Source organism: Komagataeibacter sp. SM21 (assembly GCF_041402665.1).
Lineage (GTDB): Bacteria > Pseudomonadota > Alphaproteobacteria > Acetobacterales > Acetobacteraceae > Komagataeibacter > Komagataeibacter saccharivorans.
Window position 1 is genome coordinate 1 of sequence record NZ_JBGLOV010000007.1, and the last position, 19246, is coordinate 19246.

Below are 19246 nucleotides of genomic sequence, written 5' to 3' on the forward strand. Positions count from 1 at the left end.
CATATCCCTTCCAGATACTCTCATATTCTCTTGTCAAAGACCCGCCGGAGCAGCATCGCCGTCCGGTGAAGGGGCTTTTACGGATATAAGCCCCCCCTGTCAACGCTCCACTAAAAACGCCAAAAAGGCAGGGAATTCAGCCATAAAACAGAAGTTCCGTTCCCTATCCGAACCAAAAAACCGGAAGAAAAATGAAAAATAAATGAAAAAAGGAGGGGCAAGCCCCTCCTTTCCTCAGATATCGAAAAACAGGACATGTTAGATGCCCCCCTCTCCCGACCGGCGGATCGAGAAGGCCGCCATGAAACGATCTGATGCCCACACCTATCTATATGGATCAGCGCCGCACGCAGTCCGATGCCCCTTCCATGATGGACCTGAAGCCAAAGGATATTCTGCCTACGCCATGCGAAAAGTATTCCCCGTAGCGGGCATCGTCCTTATGCCACCTTCTGCCACGCTGCCTGCCGCTCACTCATGCGCGTAAGCTGAAATGCCAGGGACCGCAAAAGACCAAACGACACCAGCGACCTGGATCACGTTAAAAATCGGCGCCGGGCGCGATAACATATGTTACCTTAAAGCGTGTTTCGTGCCTGCCATAACAAGGATAAAATTCATCTTAAGATTGTACCCCAAGCCCAGATGAACAGGCTCTTTAATTAAGTGTCCCATATTCTGTTTCCATACATCGCCCAGCCCCATCAGGAATTCCACTCGCTCCCGATCGCGCTGGAGATGAGCCGCCTTTACCCAAAAATTCAGGTTCATATTGCCAGCCTGACGCCCGAGCGGGATGGACGGATACGCATCCTTTCCCAACTCTATCCAAAATCATCGGTCACTTTTGACATTCTCGAAATGCCAGACTGGGCTCGTCGCCACATTGCACGCCATGGCCCCACCCCTCTGACCAAGATAATGGTCCTTTTTTTGAACAGAAATTATTTCCGCAGGTTTCAGGCGATCGTCGTTCCCGAACGGACATCACTCTATTTACGCAAGATGGGTGTGCACGAACCCCGCCTGATCTGGACCCGTCATGGCGCGGGAGACCGTGCCATCGGCTTCGCCAGCGACGTGCGTAAATTCGACTACATGCTGATGGCAGGCCGCAAAATAGAAGAACGCATGCAACAGGCCGGTGTCCTGCGGAAAGGACACTATACCACTGGCGTATATGCGAAATTTGACCTGGTCCGTCGCCTGCATGCCGGGCACGAGGCGTTATTTCCTAATGAACGGCCCACGGTCGTGTATAATCCGCATTTCAGTCACAGCCTGTCTTCGTGGCCACGTTTCGGCATGAAAGTTCTTGAATATTTTGCCCGGCAGACAAAATACAACCTGATTTTCGCCCCCCATTATCGCCTGTTCGATACCAACCGCCAGAAAAGCATGGAACGGCTCGCCCCGTTTACCGGTCTGCCGCATATGATTATTGATCCGGGCAGTGATAAAAGCGTAGATATGACCTACACCATGGCGGCTGACCTGTACATGGGTGATGTCAGCAGTCAGGTTGGCGAATTCCTGATAAAACCACGCCCCTGCCTGTTTCTGGATGCCCACGGAACCCAATGGCAGGGCAACCCCAATTACGAAAGCTGGACGCTGGGACCGGTTGTGGACAATCTGGATACTCTGGGAACCACGCTGGACAATGCTTTTCTGTCACATGCAAATTTCCTTGATCGGCAAAAAGAGTATATAGGCGATACATTCGGCTTTGCAGAACCAACCGAGACGGCAGCCAAAGGCGCGAAATCGATTATTGACTTTTTGAAGCCAATTGGTTGAAGACCGCCCATTCGCCGTTCCAAGCTACGTCAATGGAAGTCACGTTACCGGAAATGATAAGCCTACCGACCCCCTCCGATTCTGGTCTGCCCCGTCGTTACGGCGATTTTCCGACGTTCCCGGCGGCGCTGGATTATGCCGCCCAGGGCGAAAGCGGCTTCAATATCTATTCCGGCAAAGGTGTCCTGCTCGAAGCGCTGCCTTACAGGGTGCTGCGTGAACAGGCGATCGAAACCGGCAAGCGCCTTCTGTCCCTTGGCCTGAAACCGGGCGACCGGGTCGCCATCGTGGCGGAAAGTGATGGCGATTTCGCCCGTATTTTCTTTGGCTGCCAGTATGCGGGGCTGGTATCTGCCCCGCTGCCGCTGCCCGTCGCCTTTGGCGGACGTGAAGGCTATGTCGGCACCCTGCGCGGCATGATTGAAGGGGCGGCGGCCTCCGCCGTGGTCATAGCCTCGATCATTTCGTCATGGACGGATGAAATCACGGCAGGTCTGGACCTGAAATTTGCTGGAACACCGGCAGAACTTCTGGAAACACCGATCACGGTGGACACCCTGCCCGCCATCAATGCCGAAGATCTGTCCTATCTTCAGTTTTCATCCGGCAGTACCCGTTTTCCCATGGGGATTGCGGTAACGCAGCGTTCCGGTCTGGCCAATGCCCATGCCATTGCCCTTAACGGGCTGAAGGTACGTGAAACGGGCGATCGCTGCGTGTCGTGGCTGCCGCTCTATCATGACATGGGGCTGGTGGGCTTCTTCCTGACGCCCATGACGTGCCAGCTTAGCGTCGATATGCTGCCGACGCGGGAGTTTGCCCGACGCCCCCATGTATGGCTGGATCTGATCAGCCGGAACCGGGGCACGATTTCCTACAGCCCGTCCTTTGGTTACGAATTATGTGCCCGGCGCGCCACGTCGATCGAGCTTGACCTCTCGTCATGGCGGGTTGCGGGGATTGGTGGCGATATGATCCGCTATCATATCCTTGAGGATTTTGCCCAGCGCTTCGCATCCTCCGGGTTTGACGCGGGTGCGTTTACCGCCAGCTACGGTATGGCTGAAGCAACGCTTGCCATCAGTTTTGCGCCGCTTGGATCGGGTATCCGCACGGATACGATCGACCTGCGTGCGCTGGAGACACGTGGCGAAGCTATCCCTTCCAACGATCCCGCGCGCGCGCTGCGCACCTTTGTGCTGTGCGGTGAAGTGCTGCCCCAGCATGAACTCGAAGTCCGCAATGCGCAGGGGCAGGTCCTGAAGGACCGCGAGATCGGCACCATTTTCGTGCGCGGTCCCAGCCTGATGCAGGGATATTTCCGCAGGCCGCAGGAAACCGCGCGCGTGCTGGATTCCGCAGGCTGGCTGAATACTGGTGATCTGGGCTACATGCTGGATGGCCAGGTGGTCGTAACCGGTCGCGCCAAGGATCTCATCATCATCAATGGCCGCAATATCTGGCCGCAGGACCTTGAATGGTCGGCTGAAACCGAAATCAGCGCCCTGCGCAGTCGGGACGTTGCCGTATTTTCGGTTGATGAGGATGAGGGCGAAAAGATCGTGGCCCTCGTTCAGTGTCGTGCCTCCTCCCCCGAGGCACGCGAGACGCTTAAAACCGAAGCCGCCAACCTGTTCCGTCGGCAGCACGGCGTGGATGTCTCCATCATTCTGGTCCCGCCCCACACCCTGCCGCAGACATCTTCGGGCAAGCTGACGCGGGCGCGGGCAAAGGCGATGCTGCTGTCCGGCGCGTTCCAGCCGCTGGAAACAACGTCTGTTTCGGTTGGCTGAGGGGGTACCCGCTGACCCTTCCCCCTTTGGGCAGGGCTGAAACGCGGGACTGGTCAAAAACCTGTTTTTCGATCATAAGACTTCCGGTTAAGAACAGATTACAATCCCAACCCGCGGTCCCGGATCGCGGGCAGGCCATTCATGCTGATCCCCTGCCCCACGGCAGGCCGGACGTGCGATAAGGATGTAGGAATGACTGAAACGGTAGCGAGCGTCTCCGCGCTGATCGTGAAGACGCTGCTGGCGAACCCCAAGGTTCCCCGTGATATCAATGGCAGCAGCAAGATCGTTGAGGATCTGGCCTTTGATTCACTGGCCGTCATGAACTTTGTCATGGAAATCGAGGATACCCTTGATGTTTCCGTGCCGCTGGACCGGCTGGCCGATATCCGTACCATCGATGATCTGGCTGCCTGCATCGTATCTCTCAAGCAGGCATCCTGACGCATCATGTCCATTTTCTCAAAATACGAGGGACTGGCGACAGCACTGTCGGCAGTGACCGCCGGTGGTGGCCGCAACCCGTTTGATGTGGTTATCGAAAAGCCCATTTCTTCTACTGTCGGGCTGATCGAAGGGCGGGAAACGCTCCTGTTCGGTACCAATAACTATCTTGGCCTCAGCCAGTCTCCCGCCGCCATTGAAGCTGCGGTCGAGGCTGCGCGGGCCTATGGTGTGGGCACAACCGGATCGCGTATCGCCAACGGAACCCAAGGCCTGCACCGCCAGTTGGAAGACCGTCTGGCAGCGTTCTTCCGCCGTCGGCACTGCATGGTATTCTCCACTGGCTATCAGGCCAATCTGGGCACGATTTCCGCACTGGCCGGCAAGGATGATTACCTGCTGCTTGACGCGGACAGTCATGCCAGCATCTATGACGGCAGCCGCCTGGGCCATGCACAGGTCATCCGTTTCCGCCATAACGATGCTGATGACCTGCACAAGCGCCTGCGTCGCCTTGAAGGTACGCCGGGATCGAAGCTGGTGGTTGTGGAAGGCATCTATTCCATGATGGGCGATGTCGTGCCCATGGCGGAATTCGCAGCGGTCAAGCGGGAAACCGGCGCATGGCTTCTGGCTGATGAAGCCCATTCCGTTGGCGTGATGGGCCAGCATGGCCGCGGCGTGGCGGAAGCCGATGGCGTGGAAGATGATGTGGACTTTGTTGTCGGCACTTTTTCCAAAAGCCTTGGCACGGTTGGCGGCTATTGCGTATCCAACCATGCGGGCTTGGACCTGATCCGGCTCTGTTCGCGTCCCTATATGTTTACCGCGTCCCTTCCGCCGGAAGTCATCGCCGCAACCATGGCGGCACTGGATGAACTGGAAAACCGCCCGGAACTGCGCGTGCGCCTGATGGACAACGCCCGCCGGCTGCATGCCGGACTTCAGGCTACCGGCCTGCGTACCGGTCCGCAGGCCAGCCCGGTGGTATCCGTCGTTCTGGACGAAGTCGAAACGGCGGTAGCGTTCTGGAACCGGCTGCTGGACCTCGGGGTTTATGTAAATCTCAGCCTGCCGCCCGCGACACCTGACCAGCATCCGCTGCTGCGTACCTCCGTCATGGCGACACATACGCCCGAACAGATCGATCGGGCGGTTGAGATATTCGCTGCTGTCGCAGGGGAAATGGGGATCAACCCCGCCGCCTGAAGAATCCTGCCTGCCGTAGCGACCATAACAGATACGGCAGGCAGATCAGCGGATGCCGCTCCGAAAACGGACCCAGCGGCAGTTCAATGCCTGAATGGCGTCGGATTTTCCACGCGATGTAGCGTGCACCACCTTCAAACGTGAACGCCCCCTTGAACAGGCGAGCGACATTCAGGACCGTACCCAGCCGGTCACGTAACCACCATCCTTCCCGCATGGCGCGACGCTGTTCCGCAGTCAGCCGGGGGTGCAGGACCGCGCCATCGCGCGTAAAAGCCACGCCATCGGCCAGCCAGATATCGGGTAACAGCGCATTATAGCGCTGTTCATGCCCCTGTAGCAGGGTCCGGGGCCTGCGTCCGTTTTCGACCCGCAATTCGGCCCCATAGGTATGGGCAAAAAGCGCCAGCCAGAATTCGGCGGCCGTGCCCTGTTCCGGCCCCAGCGCTGCGGCCCAGCGCCCGGCCTGCCCTACCGCGCGGATAATACAGCCCAGAATGGCATCCGCCGCTTCTGGTCCCCTGACCCATACCAGCCTTACGGGCTGGCAGAAACGCGCCCATACGGTGGTATCGAGTGTTGCGCGTCCCGTCATGCGGCGGAACTGAGTAATGGACAGAATGGCCACCTTGGCGCGGATGATACGGCCTTCCACAGGAATCTCGTGATATTCCACATTGGGCGGCAGGAGTTGATTGGCCTTGCGCGCCAGATAGCCTGACTTCCAGTCCGTCAGATCTTCCACCACCACATAGAAATCCAGAATACCGTCCGGATCTGGCTGGCGCAGGGCTGACCCGTAAAAGATCACGCCCATGGGGCGGGCCGCACCAATCAGTCGTGTCACGAACTGGGTGACAAACGGCGCAACGGGCTGGACCAGATCATCTGCCAGCGCATGGGCGATGCGACCGGCGGCGGCGGCACGGCTGGACGGGATGGGCTGGGACATGCTCGTCATTCCTCAGGCGTGGATAAAATCAATGGGAGCGGTGGAGGACAGGATGATCCGGCGTGCAGGACCGGGGGAAAAAACTTCCCCGTCCAGCACGAAGTCGGAGTCCAGCGCCATTTCGATACGCTGCTCGCACCCGCTGCAGTAATCGGGATTGTCCCGCAGCCACGCGGGATGCCGCCCCCGGAGCAGCGCCCATGACGCCGCCACCAGACGGGAGGGCTGGCCTGCGACATGAAGGTAATTGATGGCGTCGTCACGCGCACCGTCCGCCGTCCAGAATGGCCATATGCCATGGGGCAGGAACTGCAGTGTGGTGGACAGGAACAAGAAGCAGTTCCCCTGCCGCCGCACGCGCTCCCCCGCCTGTATCGTGATCGGGTCCCCACGCATCCATTGCTGGCGGGAACGGCGTTTGAGCAGATGGGCGACCGAGGACAGGAAGGAGACCACAACGGCCATTTCATGCGCATAATTGTTCAGGATCGCCGGCTGGTGGGCCAGTTCGATCCCGCGCGTGAACGCCGCCGCCCCGTGGAACATGCCGACAACCGGTTCGCGCGCATCGCTTTCGGGCCATTCCACAACCAGTCCGCAGCGCCTGCGCACATTGCGCCGCAAGGTGTCGGACGCAGCCAGATGCTGGAGACGTTCGAGTGCTTCAAGCCCGCGCATGCCGAAGCCCACATCCCCCGCGATCAGGTTAGTATTGCCTGAAGGCAGGACCGCAAGGGCGGGAAGGCGGTCGGGGGCATAATGGCGGCGGACTGCCGTCAGTACGTCGCTTACGGTGCCATCGCCCCCGTCTATGACGATACAGTCCATGTCGCTCGCTGCCAGTTCGGCAATATGGGCATCCAGACGGATGCGGTCGGCAGGATCGATGAAATTCTCTCCCAGCAGGTTACGGGCTGTCTGGGCATATAAGCTGCCATCGCTCATATTCCGCCGGCTGCGCGGGTTGTAAACAAGCGCAAAACGTCCGGTCACTGATTATCCCATCCCTGTCTGAAATTTGACGTACAGGCCATAAGCAACCATCTGCCTTCTATTGCAAGGCAGGAAAAGACGGAGCGCCCCCACGCGCGGGCAGGCATAACATGCGCCCGCGCCACGATGGCCGCCAGAAGGCGGGGAAAGAGGTCAGCTTGAGCACGATCACAATAGCCCATATTTCGGACCCGCACCTTCCGAGCGAAATGGCGCCGCCACGGCTGACCGAACGGCTCAACAAGCGCATGTTCAGCTATCTTTCATGGACAAGGCGCCGCCGTTTCATACACCGGCCGGAAGTTCTGGCGCGCGTGATGGGGGATATCGCCACCAGTCAGGTAGATATGATCGCCCTGACGGGTGACCTGACCAATATGGGCCTGCCGGGGGAATGCCGGCAGGCGCGACGCTGGCTGGAACAGATGCCTGCCCCGTGTACAGTCATACCGGGGAATCATGACACCCTTGTGCATGACGACTGGCAGGCGACCATTGGACTATGGCAGCCGTGGATGGGGCCGCTGCCTTTTCCCTTCGTGCGCCGGATCGGCAATGTGGCACTGATCGGTGTCAGTACGGCAGTGCCGACACCATGGTTCCGGGCGACAGGCAGAATTGGCGTTCATCAGTCCAGACGGCTGCGGACAATCCTGCACGGGGCCGGGCAGCAGGGCCTGTGCAGGATCATCATGATCCATCACCCCCCGGTTCCGGGCCTGACCGTAACACGCAAAGCCCTGACAGACATCCGGAATTTTTCTGAATGTATTGCATGCGAAGGGGCCGAGATGATCCTGCACGGGCATATCCATCTTTCCACCCTCTCCTCCCTCCCCGGTCCCGCGGGCGGTGTGCCGGTCATCGGAATCGCTTCGGCTTCGGCCCGGTCAGATGACCCGCTGCGGGCGGCGGGCTGGAATCGTATTACGGTCAGCCCCCGTGGGAATGGCTACGAAATTGGTGTTACAAGACGTTTCTTTCCTGCCGACGGCACTACGGGCACAACGCGGGAAACTATTTTTGATCCATCCCCTCCATCCCGCTGTTTTTCCGGTATAAGCACGCCTTGATGAGCCGCACGTCCTCTCTGCACCGGATATTGGGAAAACTGGCACCCAGCACGATGGATCGCTATCTGCTGCGACAGGTGGTGCCACCGTTCTCCATCGCCCTTGGCGTGGTGATGGCTGCCCTGCTGCTGGAACGGCTGCTGGTGCTGTTTGACATTCTGGCTGCCAATGGCAGTTCGATGAAGACCTTCTTCGGGCTGCTCAGTGACCTGATCCCCCACTATCTGGGTCTGGCGCTGCCCGCGGCCATGTGTGTAAGCGTGTTTTCCGTCGTCCGGCGCATGAGCGCGAATCATGAGATCGACGCACTGACCGCAAGCGGCGTGTCCATTTTCCGCATATGCCAGCCTTTTGTCCTGACCGGAGCGGTATTCGGCGTTCTGGCTTTTTCGCTTTACGGGTTCATCCAGCCCTATGCGCGCTATGATTATCGCGCGGCCTTCTATTTCGCCAGCCATGCCGGGTGGACACCCCACCTGCAGTCCAAGATGTTCGCGGCATCCGACGATGTCCTGCTGACGGCTGAAACGGTCGACCATGCCGGGTCGCGGCTGTGGCATGTCTTTATCCGCGACAACACGGACAAGGCGCATGTCCGCCTGATTTCCGCACAGAAGGGCTATCTGTACAACCCTGCCGATGGGTCGCGCATGCGGCTTGATCTGGTGGATGGCACCATCATAACCGACAGTCAGGACAAGCCCCCCTCGATCACCAGCTTCACCCGCACCACACGCCTGATCTCACGCGATGCCAAGATAGATGAGGAAGCGTACCGCAACCGGGGCGAGAGCGAACGCGAACTGACCGTGCCGGAACTGTATTACGGCATAAAGCATGGCTATCCGGGCATCAGCCATTCCTATATGGTGGCCGAACTGCATTTCCGTCTGGCGCGTACCATCGCCATTCCTTTCATTCCCATACTGGCCTGTGCACTGGCAGGCGTGCGCAAACGCCAGCGTGGCAACCCCGGTCTGGCCATTGCCGCCATTACGCTGGTCGGTTTTGACCATACCCTTCAGATGGGAATGAGCTTTGTGGCCAACATGCACATGTCGCCCCTGCTGGTGATGTGGCTGCCCACTTTCGGCTTTGCCATCATCTGCACCGGCATGCTGATCCGGCAGGCTGGCGGGCTGCGCATCCTGCTTACCAAAGGTCCCGCCCTGCCCCCCCGCGAGCTTTCGGCTGATGGACTGCCACGCCACATTGCGAAAGGTCGGGCATGAAGCACAGGCTCCGCCTTGGCTGCGGCACGGTCCTGCTTGGTTACCTGTCGCGTGAACTTCTGACCAAGGTGTTCACCACGGCCGTCATCGTGGTGTCGCTTATGGAGATCCTCGCCCTGCTGGAGCAGGTGACGGAAATCATGCACCGTCATCTCGGCCTGTCCGGGGTGCTGTATTACGGGGTGATGCACCTGCCGCTGCTGTTCGGCAACGCCATGCCGATCGCGGTGCTGATCGGGGCGCTGCTGACCCTGCTGCAACTGACCACATCGAACGAGATTTCGATCATGCGCGCGGCGGGCCTGTCCACGCCGGGGCTGATCAAGCTGTTCCTGCCCACCATCCTTGCGCTGGGCGTGCTGAGCGGCGTCGTGGATGACCAGCTTACCCCGCGCAGCGAACTGGCCCTGGCGCGCTGGTGGAACGAGACAACGCCCGGCGCGATCAACAACTGGCACAATTACTGGATCCGGTCGCATGATGACGTGATCAACATCAACTATCTCGATCATGGCGGGGCGCACCTGAAAAACGTGACCATCTATCACCGGGACCACCAGTCCCTGCTTCAGAAGGTCACGACATTATCCGACATGCACTACGAACACGGGCACTGGTATGGCACCCCTTCGCGCATACTGAGTGTCATAAGCCCGGCCCGCATCGACCTGCTTGATACCCCGCCGGGGCAGACGGTGCGCGTGGACTGGCCCCCTTCCCTCACGCCGGACCATATCATCCAGCTTACCATCAGTTTTACCCAGTCGGTCGGCACGATGCTGGATGAACAGCGGGGCACGCTTGCGTCCAGCCAGTCGCCATCCTTCTTCATGACGGAAATACTGGGACGCATCATGTTACCCGTGACATTTACGGTAATGCTGTTACTCGCGGTGCCGGTGGTCTATATCCCGCCCCGGGCCGGTACGCGTAGCTGGCTTCCAATATGGTGTCTGGGTGCAGGTCTGCTATTTGTTGTATTCCAGGGTCTGTTACGTGCCCTGGGAAATGCGGGAACGTTGCCCTCTCTTATGGCAATATGCGTCGGGATCCTGATTTTCATCCTTGGCGTCATCACCGTGCTACTGAGGATCGAAGAGCGATGATTACGAATACCCTGAAGAATAGTTCCATTCGCACGGGCCGGAGCTTCGACCTGGGCAAAATGAACCTTCGGCAGCTCTGGATTGCCTACCTCACCTATCCCACCATCATGCTGTATTTCGTGCTGGCCATCGCCAGCTACGCGGTCATGGTCCTTAGCTGCAAGTCCCTGCTGCCCATCGCGATCAGTATCGTATCCGTCATGCTGGTCTATCCGCTGGTATGGTACTGTATCCATCGCTTCATCCTGCATGGCCGGTTTCTCTATCGCATGAAATGGAGCGCCTCCCTGTGGAAGCGCATCCACTTCGATCACCATCAGGACCCCCACCTGCTTGATGTCCTGTTCGGCTCGCCGCTCAACACGATTCCGACCATAGCCATCGTGACCATTCCCATCGGTTACGCGATCGGCAACATGGCGGGGGCCGCCGCGGCCTTCGGCGCGGGGCTTACCATCACCTGCATCTATGAATTCTTTCACTGCATCCAGCACCTGAACTACAAGCCCCGCATGCGCTGGATCCAGCGCATGAAGCAGCGTCACGTGCTGCACCACTTCCATAACGAGAACGGCAATTACGGCATCACCAGTTTCGTGGCTGACCGGCTGTTCCGCAGCTACTATGTCGATGCCCGCAGCTTCCCGCGCAGCCCCAGCGTCTTCAACCTGGGCTACGACGTGAAGGAGGCACAGCAGTATCCGTGGGTCATGGAAGAAACCGGCGCGCCCCCGCGTGACCGGCCCGATGGGGCGAACGTCACCCGTAACGCGGCGTGAGCGCCGGGATGGGGCTGAACGTACTCGTGCTGGCGGGCAGCAGGCCCGGTCGCATCGACCCGATGGCGCAGGCCGCGGGCATTTCACACAAGGCCCTGCTGCCGGTCTGTGGCATCCCCATGATCCAGCGGGTCATCCGTGCGCTCCAGTCAGTCGAGGCGATTGACCGGATCAGCATCTGTATCGAGCAGCCCGAGGTGCTGGCTGGCATCGTACCCGATACGGTCACCTTCATTCCCCCTGCCCCCGGACCGAGCGCCAGCGTGATGAAGGCGCTGGATCTGCTGGGCACGCCACTTCTGGTCACGACAGCCGATCATGCGCTGCTGAAGCCGGAATGGATACGCAGCTTCATACAGGCAGCACAGGACAGCGATTGCGACGTAGCGGCGGGGATTGCGATGGAAGATGCCATCCAGCGCGATGTACCGGGCACAAAGCGCACCATGATCCGTCTGGCGGACGGTGCCTTTTCAGGTTGCAACATGTTCCTGTTCCGCACGCCCGCAGCTTACGGGGTGATCCGCCTGTGGCAGAAGCTGGAAGCCGAACGCAAGCACCCGCTCAGGATGGCCCGCATTCTTGGCCCCGGCATCCTGCTGCGCTTCGTGCTGCGCCGCCTGACGCGCGCTGATGTCTGCCGCCGGATCGGGCAGCTTTCGCATGCGCGCGTCGCCATGATCCCGCTCCCCGATGGACGTGCCGCCGTGGACGTGGACAAACCGGCCGATCTGGATCTGGTGGTCCGCCTTCTGTCCGCAGCACCCGCGCACTGATACTGCTCCCGCGCGCCCATGCTTCGCCCTTCCGCGCCGCAGGTCCAGTCAGCCATCCGCACTGGCGCCAGCCAGCTATGCAGGCTGCATGGATGGGCGGTCTTGCATGAATTCACCCTGCCGGACCGCAGGCGCGCGGATATCATGGCCCTGACACCGGAAGGCCGCCTGATCTGTATCGAAATCAAGTCGGGCCTGCCTGATTTCCGTGCCGACCATAAATGGCAGGACTACCTGCCATGGTGCGACCAGATGTATTTTGCGGTCAATCACGACTTCCCCCGCGCGGTCCTGCCTGAAAACACCGGCCTTATCATTGCTGCGACCGGCAGCAGTCGCGCCGGGGAGGAAACCTGCATTGACTGTGCGATCATACGCCCTGCGCCGACCGCTCCCCTAGCCCCGGCGCGCAGGCGGCGGCTGACGCTACAGTTTGCGCTACAGGCTGCATACCGTCTGGGTCAGATGGAAATGCCACAGGTGGAACAGACGGTAAAAACGGCATTACGTGTAGACTAGATTTCTGACAGGAGAGATTACCCCGATGACACAGGCAATTCTGACCCGCTTTGAAGCCGCACGTTCGGTCGTGCGCGATGCCGCCGCGCTGGCCATGAAAATGCGTCCGGCCCCCGGCGGCCCCAAGGGTACCCAGAAAAGTGCGCAGGACTGGCTGACCGAAACGGACGGGGCGGTGGAATCCTTCATTTCGGAACGAATCGGTGCCCTGTTCCCACAGGACGGTTTTCAGGGTGAGGAAGAAGGGCGCACCCGGACCGGCAGCCTGCGCTGGGTCGTGGACCCGATCGATGGCACGTCCAACTACGCGCGCGGGCGCAACCGGTGGTGCATATCGCTGGGCCTGATGGATGGTGACACGCCTGTCGCCGGCATTATTGAAGCCCCTGCGCTGGGCGAAACCTATACGGCGGTGCGGGGTCACGGGGCTTTCCTTAACGGACAGCGTATCCATGCCTCCCCCGTAACCGACACCGCATCCTCCCTGATCGAGATGGGGTGGAGCAACCGCGTTCCGCCCGGCGTGTTCCAGGAAAAGATTGACGCCATCCTCAACCTTGGGGCCATGCCACGTTCGGGTGGTTCGGGGGCCATCGCGCTGGCGGAAGTCGCATGCGGGCGGCAGGACGGCTATCTGGAAATCCGCATCAACCTGTGGGATGTGGCGGCTGCCCTTGTGCTGCTGGAAGAAGCCGGTGCGCGTGTCTCCCCCTTCCTGCGCGATGGCGGTCTTACGGACGGCATCAGCATTCTTGCCGCCGCCCCCGGTATTGCCGATGCCCTGTCGGACGCGGTTGGGGTATCCTTTTAACCACGACGAATATATTCGCCCCGATGGGCTTGCCTAAGCGGCCATGATTCAGCCATGAAAACGGACCACTCCAAAGCACGGGCCGTTTGGGTGAATCTGCCGTTACGAATCGGAAGGGGAGGACGGGTTTGAAGACGTTTCATCTTATCAGGACATCACTCGCCACTCTGGCCCTTATGATGCCCCTGCATGCAGCCTTCGCGGCCAGCATGGAAGAAGAACAGAGTCTGGTTGACCGCGCCACCCTGACCGTGCGTGACATGTTCTCCACCGCGACGGCGGGCAGCAAGGTGACACGCTATCTTGCCGATTCACGCGGTGTAATCATCTGCCCATCGGTCTTCCGCATGTCGATCGCCTTTGGCGGCGGCGGCGGTGGATGTGTTTTCCTGACGCGCGATGCCCATGGATCATGGTCCGATCCGGCATTCTACCGCATGTCATCCGCCAATTTTGGCCTTCAGTTCGGCATGCAGGATGTGGAAGTCATGCTGTTCGTCATGACCGATCAGGGCGTGCAGTCCCTGCTGGACAGCCAGATGAAGCTGAGCGCGGACGTGGGAACCTCCTTCGCATCGTCTGGCTCCGGGCTGGAAGCCGGCACGGCGGGCGAACACAACACGTCCATCAAGGGCGTGCAGAAGTCCAAGGGGCTGTTCGCCGGGGCCGCGATTGGCGGGTCCAAGATGCGGGTAAACAGCCCTGCCAACCGCGCCTACTATAACCAGATTGTCGGGCCGGAAGACATTGTGGTGTCGATGCGGGTCAACAATTCAGGTGCCGATCCGCTACGCGCCGCCCTGAGCGAGGTCCTGACCACGGCACAGGCCCGACCGGACAGGAACGGCCAGACCACAACGCCTGCCGCAGCAGTCACCCATGGCAGCGCCGACACACTCCCCATGAACACCGCCCCTACGGGCGCGGTTACGAGCCAGAGCCTGCCGCCACAGTAACTGTCGGTATTTCCTGATTATCTGTAGCAGGCAGTCCGCTATTTTTTAGGCTGGACTGCCTGTTGGGCGTGCTTCGTGGCCCGGAAGACCGAAACATGCCGATTATGGTCACTCAGGGTGGATGCAAAATCATGCCCCCCATGACCGTTGGCCACGAAGTAAAGCTGGTCGCCCTGTGCAGGATGAGCCGCCGCGTAAAGCGAAGCCATACCCGGTGAACAGATCGGCCCCGGCGGCAGCCCCGTAATGACATAGGTATTGTAGGCGCTGGGCTGCAAAAGATCGGCATGCGACAGGGCGTGCCCAAGCGGCCCTGCCCCCTGATTAAGCCCGTACACCACAGTAGGGTCCGACTGAAGCCGCATGCCATCATGCAGGCGGTTGAGGAAGACACGGGCTATGACAGGCCGCTCATCCGCAACAGCGGTTTCCCGCTCGATCATGGAAGCCAGAATCAGCAGGGCGTGCCGGTCCACAATGGCCGGGTCCACTTCACGGCCTTCCCATGCCTGATCCAGCGCGTGGTCCATCTCATGCTGCATGCGCGCAAGCATCTGCGCACGCGGCATGCCCCATTCATAATCGTATGTCAGGGGCATGACCGATCCCTCTGCCGGGAACGGAAAACTGCCCTCCATATACGGCGCGCGTTCCAGCAGGGTCGCCATCTGAATGGCGGACAGCCCTTCCGGTATGGTCAGCCTGTGTACGACCGGCTTGCCATGCCGCAGCACCAGCAGGACCTGACGGATGGAAGCATGGGCGGGAAAGACCAGTTCGGCGGCATGAAACGCGCCGTCCACACGGGTCAGGGCGGTGGCGCCAGTGAAGACCCTGCGTGTCAGGCTGCCATCGTCCAGCACGCCAGCCTGTTGCAGGGTGGCCAGCACCTGCAGCGTGCCACCATGGGGAATTACAACCGTGCGTTGGTCCGTCAGCGGGCCGGGCGCATCATAATGCCGCAGCGCGACAAAGCTGATGCCCAGACCTGATACGACAAGCAGCAGGAATACCAGCCCCAGTGCTGCCAGAACCCTGCGCACGGTGTCTCCTTAACTTTTTTGAAGAAAGAGGTGCCCGCAGGCACCCCCGTCATACGCCGCGCAGGATCACGCTGGCGTTTGTCCCGCCAAAGCCGAAGCTGTTGGACAGGATGGTGTCAATCCTGCGTTCCTGCGCCGTATGCGCAACGCGATCGATCACGCTCTCGCGCGAAGGATTGTCCAGATTGAGCGTCGGCGGTGCGACATTGTCGCGGATGGCGAGGATGGAATAGATCGCCTCGATCGCACCGGCAGCCCCGAGCAGATGCCCCGTAGCCGATTTGGTGGACGACATGGCCAGCTTGCGCGCATCATCGCCGAACAGACGCTCGACTGCTTCCAGTTCAAGGTCATCCGCCATGGTGGACGTGCCATGGGCGTTGACATACTGGATGTCCGCCGTGGTCAGCCCCGCGCTGCGAAGCGCGTTCTGCATGGCGCGATAGGCACCTTCATGCCCCGGTGCAGGCGCCGTGATGTGATGGGCGTCGCCGGACATGCCGTAGCCGATCACCTCGGCATAGATCTTCGCGCCACGCGCCTTGGCGTGTTCGTATTCTTCCAGCACCACAATGCCGGAACCCTCACCCATAACGAACCCGTCGCGATCGCGGTCCCACGGACGCGACGCCTTTTCCGGCGTATCGTTGAAATGGGTGGAAAGGGCCTTGGCGGAACAGAACCCCGCAATGCCCAGCGGGCATACGGCGGCTTCCGCCCCACCCGCAACCATCACGTCCGCGTCATTGAGCATGATCATGCGGGCGGCATCGCCAATGGCATGGACACCGGTGGCGCATGCCGTGACGACCGAATGGTTCGGTCCCTTGAATCCGTATTTGATGGAGACATGCCCGGATACAAGATTGATCAGGGCGGACGGAATGAAGAAAGGCGACAGGCGGCGGGCCCGACCTTCCTTTACCGTCACGGATGCCTCGTAGATGGTCTGGAGACCACCAATCCCGGCGCCGATCATGACACCGGTGCGGCAGCGATCTTCTTCCGATTCCGGCTTCCAGCCCGAATCCTCGACCGCTTCGGTCGCGGCAACCAAACCCAGATGGATAAAGCGATCCATCTTTTTCTGGTCCTTGACCGGCACCCAGTCCGAAAGGGTCAGGCCGCCACTTCCCGTCGGCCCCGCGGGCACTTCGCCCGCGACCTGTGCCGGCAGGTCGGACGCATCGAACGCTGAAATACGGCCAAAGCCATTTTCCCCGGCCACCAGACGTGACCAGTTGCGCTCAACACCCAGTCCGAGAGGGCTGACAATGCCCATACCGGTTACGACAACGCGTCGCTGTCCAGATGTCAATCCGGTAGACTGCATCAACCCGTCCTGCTCCCTGAAAGTAACGATACCTGACTGAATTCGTATAATACCATGATCGGAACCAGAGGCCGATCAGGCAGCCTTCTGCTTCTCGATGTAGTCGATCGCGTCCTTGACGGTCGTGATCTTCTCGGCGGCGTCTTCAGGGATCTCGACGCTGAAAGCTTCCTCGAAAGCCATGACCAGTTCGACCGTGTCCAGGCTGTCCGCGCCCAGATCGTCGATGAAAGACGCATCCGGGGTGACCTTGCTTTCGTCAACACCAAGGTGCTCGACTACGATCTTCTTAACCTTATCGGCGATTTCGCTCATCTGTCTCTGCTTCCTGTCTGCCCCTGAAAACCGGGCGGTTCGAAACGTGTTCGTCCTGTAACGTCCCTGAAAACCGGTAGTGCGTACCGGCCCTGCTTCGGACGAAGCTGCGGGCGATTAGCACGGTTTTGATGCCACCGCCAAGGCGGCGATTGCATTTCGTGTCCGTTCGCCCCGCAATTAGGGGGACAGCCGGGCTGTCAGGACTATCTTTTTTGTCACTTCAAGCCCGCTGTCCAGCAAAATATCACATCCGTCAGACCATCGCCATGCCGCCGTTGACGTGGAGGGTGGCCCCGGTAACCCATCCGGCCTCGTCCGAGGCAAGGTAGACCACGGCTGGCGCGATATCCTGCGGCTGGCCCATGCGGCCCAGCGGGATGGAACCCACCAGCTTTTCCTTCTGCGCATCGGGCAGCACGTCGGTCATGGCGGTCTGGACAAAACCGGGGGCGACGGTGTTCACGGTCACGCCGCGGCTGCCCGCTTCCTGCGCCAGCGACTTGCCCATGCCGATCATCCCGGCCTTGGCCGCCGCGTAATTGGCCTGCCCCGCATTGCCCGTCACCCCCACGACGGAGGCGATATTGACGATCCGTCCAGCCCGACGGCGCAGCATGCCCTTGAGTGCTGCGCGACACAGGCGGAAGGGGGCCGCCAGATCCACATCCAGTACGCGCTGCCAGTCATCATCCTTCATACGAATCGCAAGCGTATCGCGCGTCAGACCGGCGTTGTTGACCAGAATGGCCAGCGGCGCGCCCGCCTTTTCTTCCGCGCTGGCAATCAGCGCATCAGCCGCGGCGGCATCCGACAGGTCGGCAGCACAGACATGCAGCCGCTCCGCCCCGCCCTGCTCGCCTATGCTGGCCGCCACGTCCTCCAGCACGCCCTGCCGCGTACCGGACAGCACGACAACCGCCCCCTGCGCATGCAGCGCGCGGGCGATCTCGCGCCCGATTCCACCCGAAGCCCCGGTAACGAGCGCAACTTTTCCATCCAGCCTGAACATAACCCGTCTGTTCCCCTAACTATCCATCACCCGGACATGACCCGCGCATGCGCGGGGTTCCATTTTTTAGCGTGCAGCCAGAAAGGCCTCGATATCGGCGGGGGTCCCGACCGAACGGGTCGCGACATCGCCATTGATGCGGCGCACCAGTCCGGCCAGCACCTTGCCCGCGCCGATTTCGACAAAACTGTCGACACCCATGCCCACCATTGCCTCGACACTCTCGCGCCAGCGCACCGTGCCGGTAATCTGGCGCACCAGCAGGTCACGGATCATGTCCGGTCCCGTTACCTTGGCTGCCGTAACATTGGCCACAACGGGCACGACAGGCGCGTTGATGACGGCATCGGCAAGGGCTGCGCGCATTTCCTCTGCCGCCGGTTCCATCATGGAACAGTGGAAAGGTGCGGAAACCGGCAGTTTCAGCGCGCGCTTGATGCCCTGTTCCCTGGCGATGGCTATGATGCGGTCGATCGCCGCCATCTCACCCGCCACGACCACCTGGCCGCCGCCATTGTCGTTCGCGACCTCGATTACCTGCCGGTGCGTTCTGCCTGCCTCATCGGTGAAGTCGGCGGCTTCCGCGCACAGGGTGGCGGCGCGATCCATATCAACACCGATCAGCGCGGCCATCCCCCCCTTGCCAACCGGCACGGCCTTCTGCATCGCATTGCCCCGCACGCGCAGCAGGCGTGCGGTCTGGGCGATACCCAGCGCGCCCGTTGCGGCAAGGGCGGAATATTCACCCAGCGAGTGACCGGCCACCAGCGCCACATCGCGCTTCATATCCACGCCGCCTTCACGTTCCAGCACCCGCAGCACGGCGAGAGAAACCGCCATCAGCGCGGGCTGGGCGTTGTCGGTCCGGGTCAGGTCTTCCATCGGCCCTTCGAAAATGATCTTCGAAAGGTGCTGGCCCAGCGCGTCATCGACTTCCTGAAACACTTCCCGCGCAGGGGCGAATGCCTCGGCCAGATCGCGTCCCATCCCAACTGACTGACTTCCCTGACCGGGGAAAACAAAGGCTTGCACAGGCATGACTTCCATCCAGACTAGTAGTGTTTTTCAGATTACCCGCGTGATGCGGGTTGCGGCAGGCA

19 protein-coding genes are annotated in these 19246 nt (G+C 60.5%); 12 read left to right on the forward strand and 7 right to left on the reverse strand.

Annotation, left to right across the window (positions count from 1 at the left end; translation table 11 throughout):
• Window positions 1–666 precede the first annotated feature (666 nt).
• From ACBR42_RS08535 to spt, 4 genes are all read left to right on the forward strand, one after another.
• Window positions 667–1800 carry a sensor domain-containing protein gene (locus ACBR42_RS08535; RefSeq protein ID WP_371207736.1) on the forward strand — a complete coding sequence of 378 codons (1134 nt, stop codon included), beginning with the start codon at window positions 667–669 and terminating at the stop codon, window positions 1798–1800.
• 53 nt (window positions 1801–1853) lie between these two features.
• On the forward strand, window positions 1854–3593 hold the full coding sequence (locus tag ACBR42_RS08540) for a fatty acyl-AMP ligase (RefSeq protein ID WP_174234062.1): 1740 nt from the start codon (window positions 1854–1856) through the stop codon (window positions 3591–3593).
• 192 nt (window positions 3594–3785) lie between these two features.
• Window positions 3786–4037 carry an acyl carrier protein gene (locus ACBR42_RS08545; protein ID WP_025812499.1) on the forward strand — a complete coding sequence of 84 codons (252 nt, stop codon included), beginning with the start codon at window positions 3786–3788 and terminating at the stop codon, window positions 4035–4037.
• A 6-nt stretch (window positions 4038–4043) separates the two neighbouring features.
• Entirely contained in the window at window positions 4044–5246 is a 1203-nt protein-coding gene (gene spt, locus ACBR42_RS08550) for a serine palmitoyltransferase (protein ID WP_110547252.1), read from the forward strand.
• Here spt and ACBR42_RS08555 read toward each other — a convergent pair.
• Both ACBR42_RS08555 and ACBR42_RS08560 read right to left on the reverse strand, forming a co-directional pair.
• Window positions 5230–6198 (reverse strand): hypothetical protein, encoded by a 969-nt coding sequence (locus tag ACBR42_RS08555; RefSeq protein WP_371207737.1) that lies wholly within the window; start codon window positions 6196–6198, stop codon window positions 5230–5232. The genes spt and ACBR42_RS08555 overlap by 17 nt on opposite strands.
• 12 nt (window positions 6199–6210) lie before the next feature.
• A complete protein-coding gene (locus ACBR42_RS08560) occupies window positions 6211–7191 on the reverse strand; it encodes a diacylglycerol kinase family protein (protein ID WP_110547250.1) in 981 nt (326 codons plus the stop codon).
• A gap of 158 nt (window positions 7192–7349) precedes the next feature.
• On the opposite strand from ACBR42_RS08560, the gene ACBR42_RS08565 reads away from it, so the two are divergent.
• The 8 genes from ACBR42_RS08565 (at window position 7350) to ACBR42_RS08600 (ending at window position 14443) form a co-directional block, all read left to right on the forward strand.
• The gene (locus ACBR42_RS08565) at window positions 7350–8264 is read left to right on the forward strand and encodes a metallophosphoesterase (RefSeq protein ID WP_371207738.1); all 915 of its coding nucleotides are present in this window, start codon (window positions 7350–7352) and stop codon (window positions 8262–8264) included.
• Between the two features lie 53 nt (window positions 8265–8317).
• A complete protein-coding gene (locus ACBR42_RS08570) occupies window positions 8318–9496 on the forward strand; it encodes an LptF/LptG family permease (RefSeq protein ID WP_102324296.1) in 1179 nt (392 codons plus the stop codon).
• Window positions 9493–10602 carry an LptF/LptG family permease gene (locus tag ACBR42_RS08575; protein WP_102324297.1) on the forward strand — a complete coding sequence of 370 codons (1110 nt, stop codon included), beginning with the start codon at window positions 9493–9495 and terminating at the stop codon, window positions 10600–10602. Before ACBR42_RS08570 ends, ACBR42_RS08575 begins: the two co-directional genes overlap by 4 nt.
• A complete protein-coding gene (locus ACBR42_RS08580; protein WP_102324298.1) occupies window positions 10599–11381 on the forward strand; it encodes a sterol desaturase family protein in 783 nt (260 codons plus the stop codon). Before ACBR42_RS08575 ends, ACBR42_RS08580 begins: the two co-directional genes overlap by 4 nt.
• Before the next feature lie 8 nt (window positions 11382–11389).
• On the forward strand, window positions 11390–12157 hold the full coding sequence (locus tag ACBR42_RS08585) for a nucleotidyltransferase family protein (protein WP_102324787.1): 768 nt from the start codon (window positions 11390–11392) through the stop codon (window positions 12155–12157).
• A gap of 18 nt (window positions 12158–12175) precedes the next feature.
• Window positions 12176–12676 (forward strand): MmcB family DNA repair protein, encoded by a 501-nt coding sequence (locus tag ACBR42_RS08590; protein ID WP_371207739.1) that lies wholly within the window; start codon window positions 12176–12178, stop codon window positions 12674–12676.
• A 25-nt stretch (window positions 12677–12701) separates the two neighbouring features.
• Window positions 12702–13487 carry an inositol monophosphatase family protein gene (locus ACBR42_RS08595; protein ID WP_102324300.1) on the forward strand — a complete coding sequence of 262 codons (786 nt, stop codon included), beginning with the start codon at window positions 12702–12704 and terminating at the stop codon, window positions 13485–13487.
• A gap of 176 nt (window positions 13488–13663) precedes the next feature.
• Window positions 13664–14443: a lipid-binding SYLF domain-containing protein gene (locus ACBR42_RS08600; protein ID WP_371207809.1), complete on the forward strand. Its 780-nt coding sequence runs from the start codon at window positions 13664–13666 to the stop codon at window positions 14441–14443.
• Between the two features lie 38 nt (window positions 14444–14481).
• Here ACBR42_RS08600 and mltG read toward each other — a convergent pair whose 3' ends face one another.
• The 5 genes from mltG to fabD form a co-directional block, all read right to left on the reverse strand.
• The gene (gene mltG / locus ACBR42_RS08605) at window positions 14482–15486 is read right to left on the reverse strand and encodes an endolytic transglycosylase MltG (protein WP_102324302.1); all 1005 of its coding nucleotides are present in this window, start codon (window positions 15484–15486) and stop codon (window positions 14482–14484) included.
• Window positions 15487–15535: 49 nt separating this feature from the next.
• Entirely contained in the window at window positions 15536–16819 is a 1284-nt protein-coding gene (gene fabF, locus ACBR42_RS08610) for a beta-ketoacyl-ACP synthase II (RefSeq protein WP_102324303.1), read from the reverse strand.
• A 75-nt stretch (window positions 16820–16894) separates the two neighbouring features.
• Window positions 16895–17134 (reverse strand): acyl carrier protein, encoded by a 240-nt coding sequence (locus ACBR42_RS08615; RefSeq protein WP_003618476.1) that lies wholly within the window; start codon window positions 17132–17134, stop codon window positions 16895–16897.
• A 256-nt stretch (window positions 17135–17390) separates the two neighbouring features.
• Window positions 17391–18146: a 3-oxoacyl-[acyl-carrier-protein] reductase gene (fabG, locus tag ACBR42_RS08620; RefSeq protein WP_102324304.1), complete on the reverse strand. Its 756-nt coding sequence runs from the start codon at window positions 18144–18146 to the stop codon at window positions 17391–17393.
• 66 nt (window positions 18147–18212) lie between these two features.
• Window positions 18213–19184 (reverse strand): ACP S-malonyltransferase, encoded by a 972-nt coding sequence (gene fabD, locus ACBR42_RS08625; RefSeq protein ID WP_371207740.1) that lies wholly within the window; start codon window positions 19182–19184, stop codon window positions 18213–18215.
• Between the last annotated feature and the right edge of the window lie 62 nt (window positions 19185–19246).

Coding starts and splice junctions, on each gene's coding strand:
- ACBR42_RS08575 (WP_102324297.1), top strand. CDS start 9,493: ATGAAGCACAGGCTCCGCCTTGGCTGCGGCACGGTCCTGCTTGGTTAC.
- ACBR42_RS08600 (WP_371207809.1), top strand. CDS start 13,664: ATGATGCCCCTGCATGCAGCCTTCGCGGCCAGCATGGAAGAAGAACAG.
- fabG (WP_102324304.1), bottom strand. CDS start 18,146: ATGTTCAGGCTGGATGGAAAAGTTGCGCTCGTTACCGGGGCTTCGGGT.
- ACBR42_RS08540 (WP_174234062.1), top strand. CDS start 1,854: ATGATAAGCCTACCGACCCCCTCCGATTCTGGTCTGCCCCGTCGTTAC.
- ACBR42_RS08570 (WP_102324296.1), top strand. CDS start 8,318: ATGGATCGCTATCTGCTGCGACAGGTGGTGCCACCGTTCTCCATCGCC.
- ACBR42_RS08555 (WP_371207737.1), bottom strand. CDS start 6,198: ATGTCCCAGCCCATCCCGTCCAGCCGTGCCGCCGCCGCCGGTCGCATC.
- fabD (WP_371207740.1), bottom strand. CDS start 19,184: ATGCCTGTGCAAGCCTTTGTTTTCCCCGGTCAGGGAAGTCAGTCAGTT.
- ACBR42_RS08585 (WP_102324787.1), top strand. CDS start 11,390: ATGGGGCTGAACGTACTCGTGCTGGCGGGCAGCAGGCCCGGTCGCATC.
- ACBR42_RS08590 (WP_371207739.1), top strand. CDS start 12,176: ATGCTTCGCCCTTCCGCGCCGCAGGTCCAGTCAGCCATCCGCACTGGC.
- ACBR42_RS08545 (WP_025812499.1), top strand. CDS start 3,786: ATGACTGAAACGGTAGCGAGCGTCTCCGCGCTGATCGTGAAGACGCTG.
- fabF (WP_102324303.1), bottom strand. CDS start 16,819: ATGCAGTCTACCGGATTGACATCTGGACAGCGACGCGTTGTCGTAACC.
- ACBR42_RS08580 (WP_102324298.1), top strand. CDS start 10,599: ATGATTACGAATACCCTGAAGAATAGTTCCATTCGCACGGGCCGGAGC.
- ACBR42_RS08595 (WP_102324300.1), top strand. CDS start 12,702: ATGACACAGGCAATTCTGACCCGCTTTGAAGCCGCACGTTCGGTCGTG.
- ACBR42_RS08615 (WP_003618476.1), bottom strand. CDS start 17,134: ATGAGCGAAATCGCCGATAAGGTTAAGAAGATCGTAGTCGAGCACCTT.
- spt (WP_110547252.1), top strand. CDS start 4,044: ATGTCCATTTTCTCAAAATACGAGGGACTGGCGACAGCACTGTCGGCA.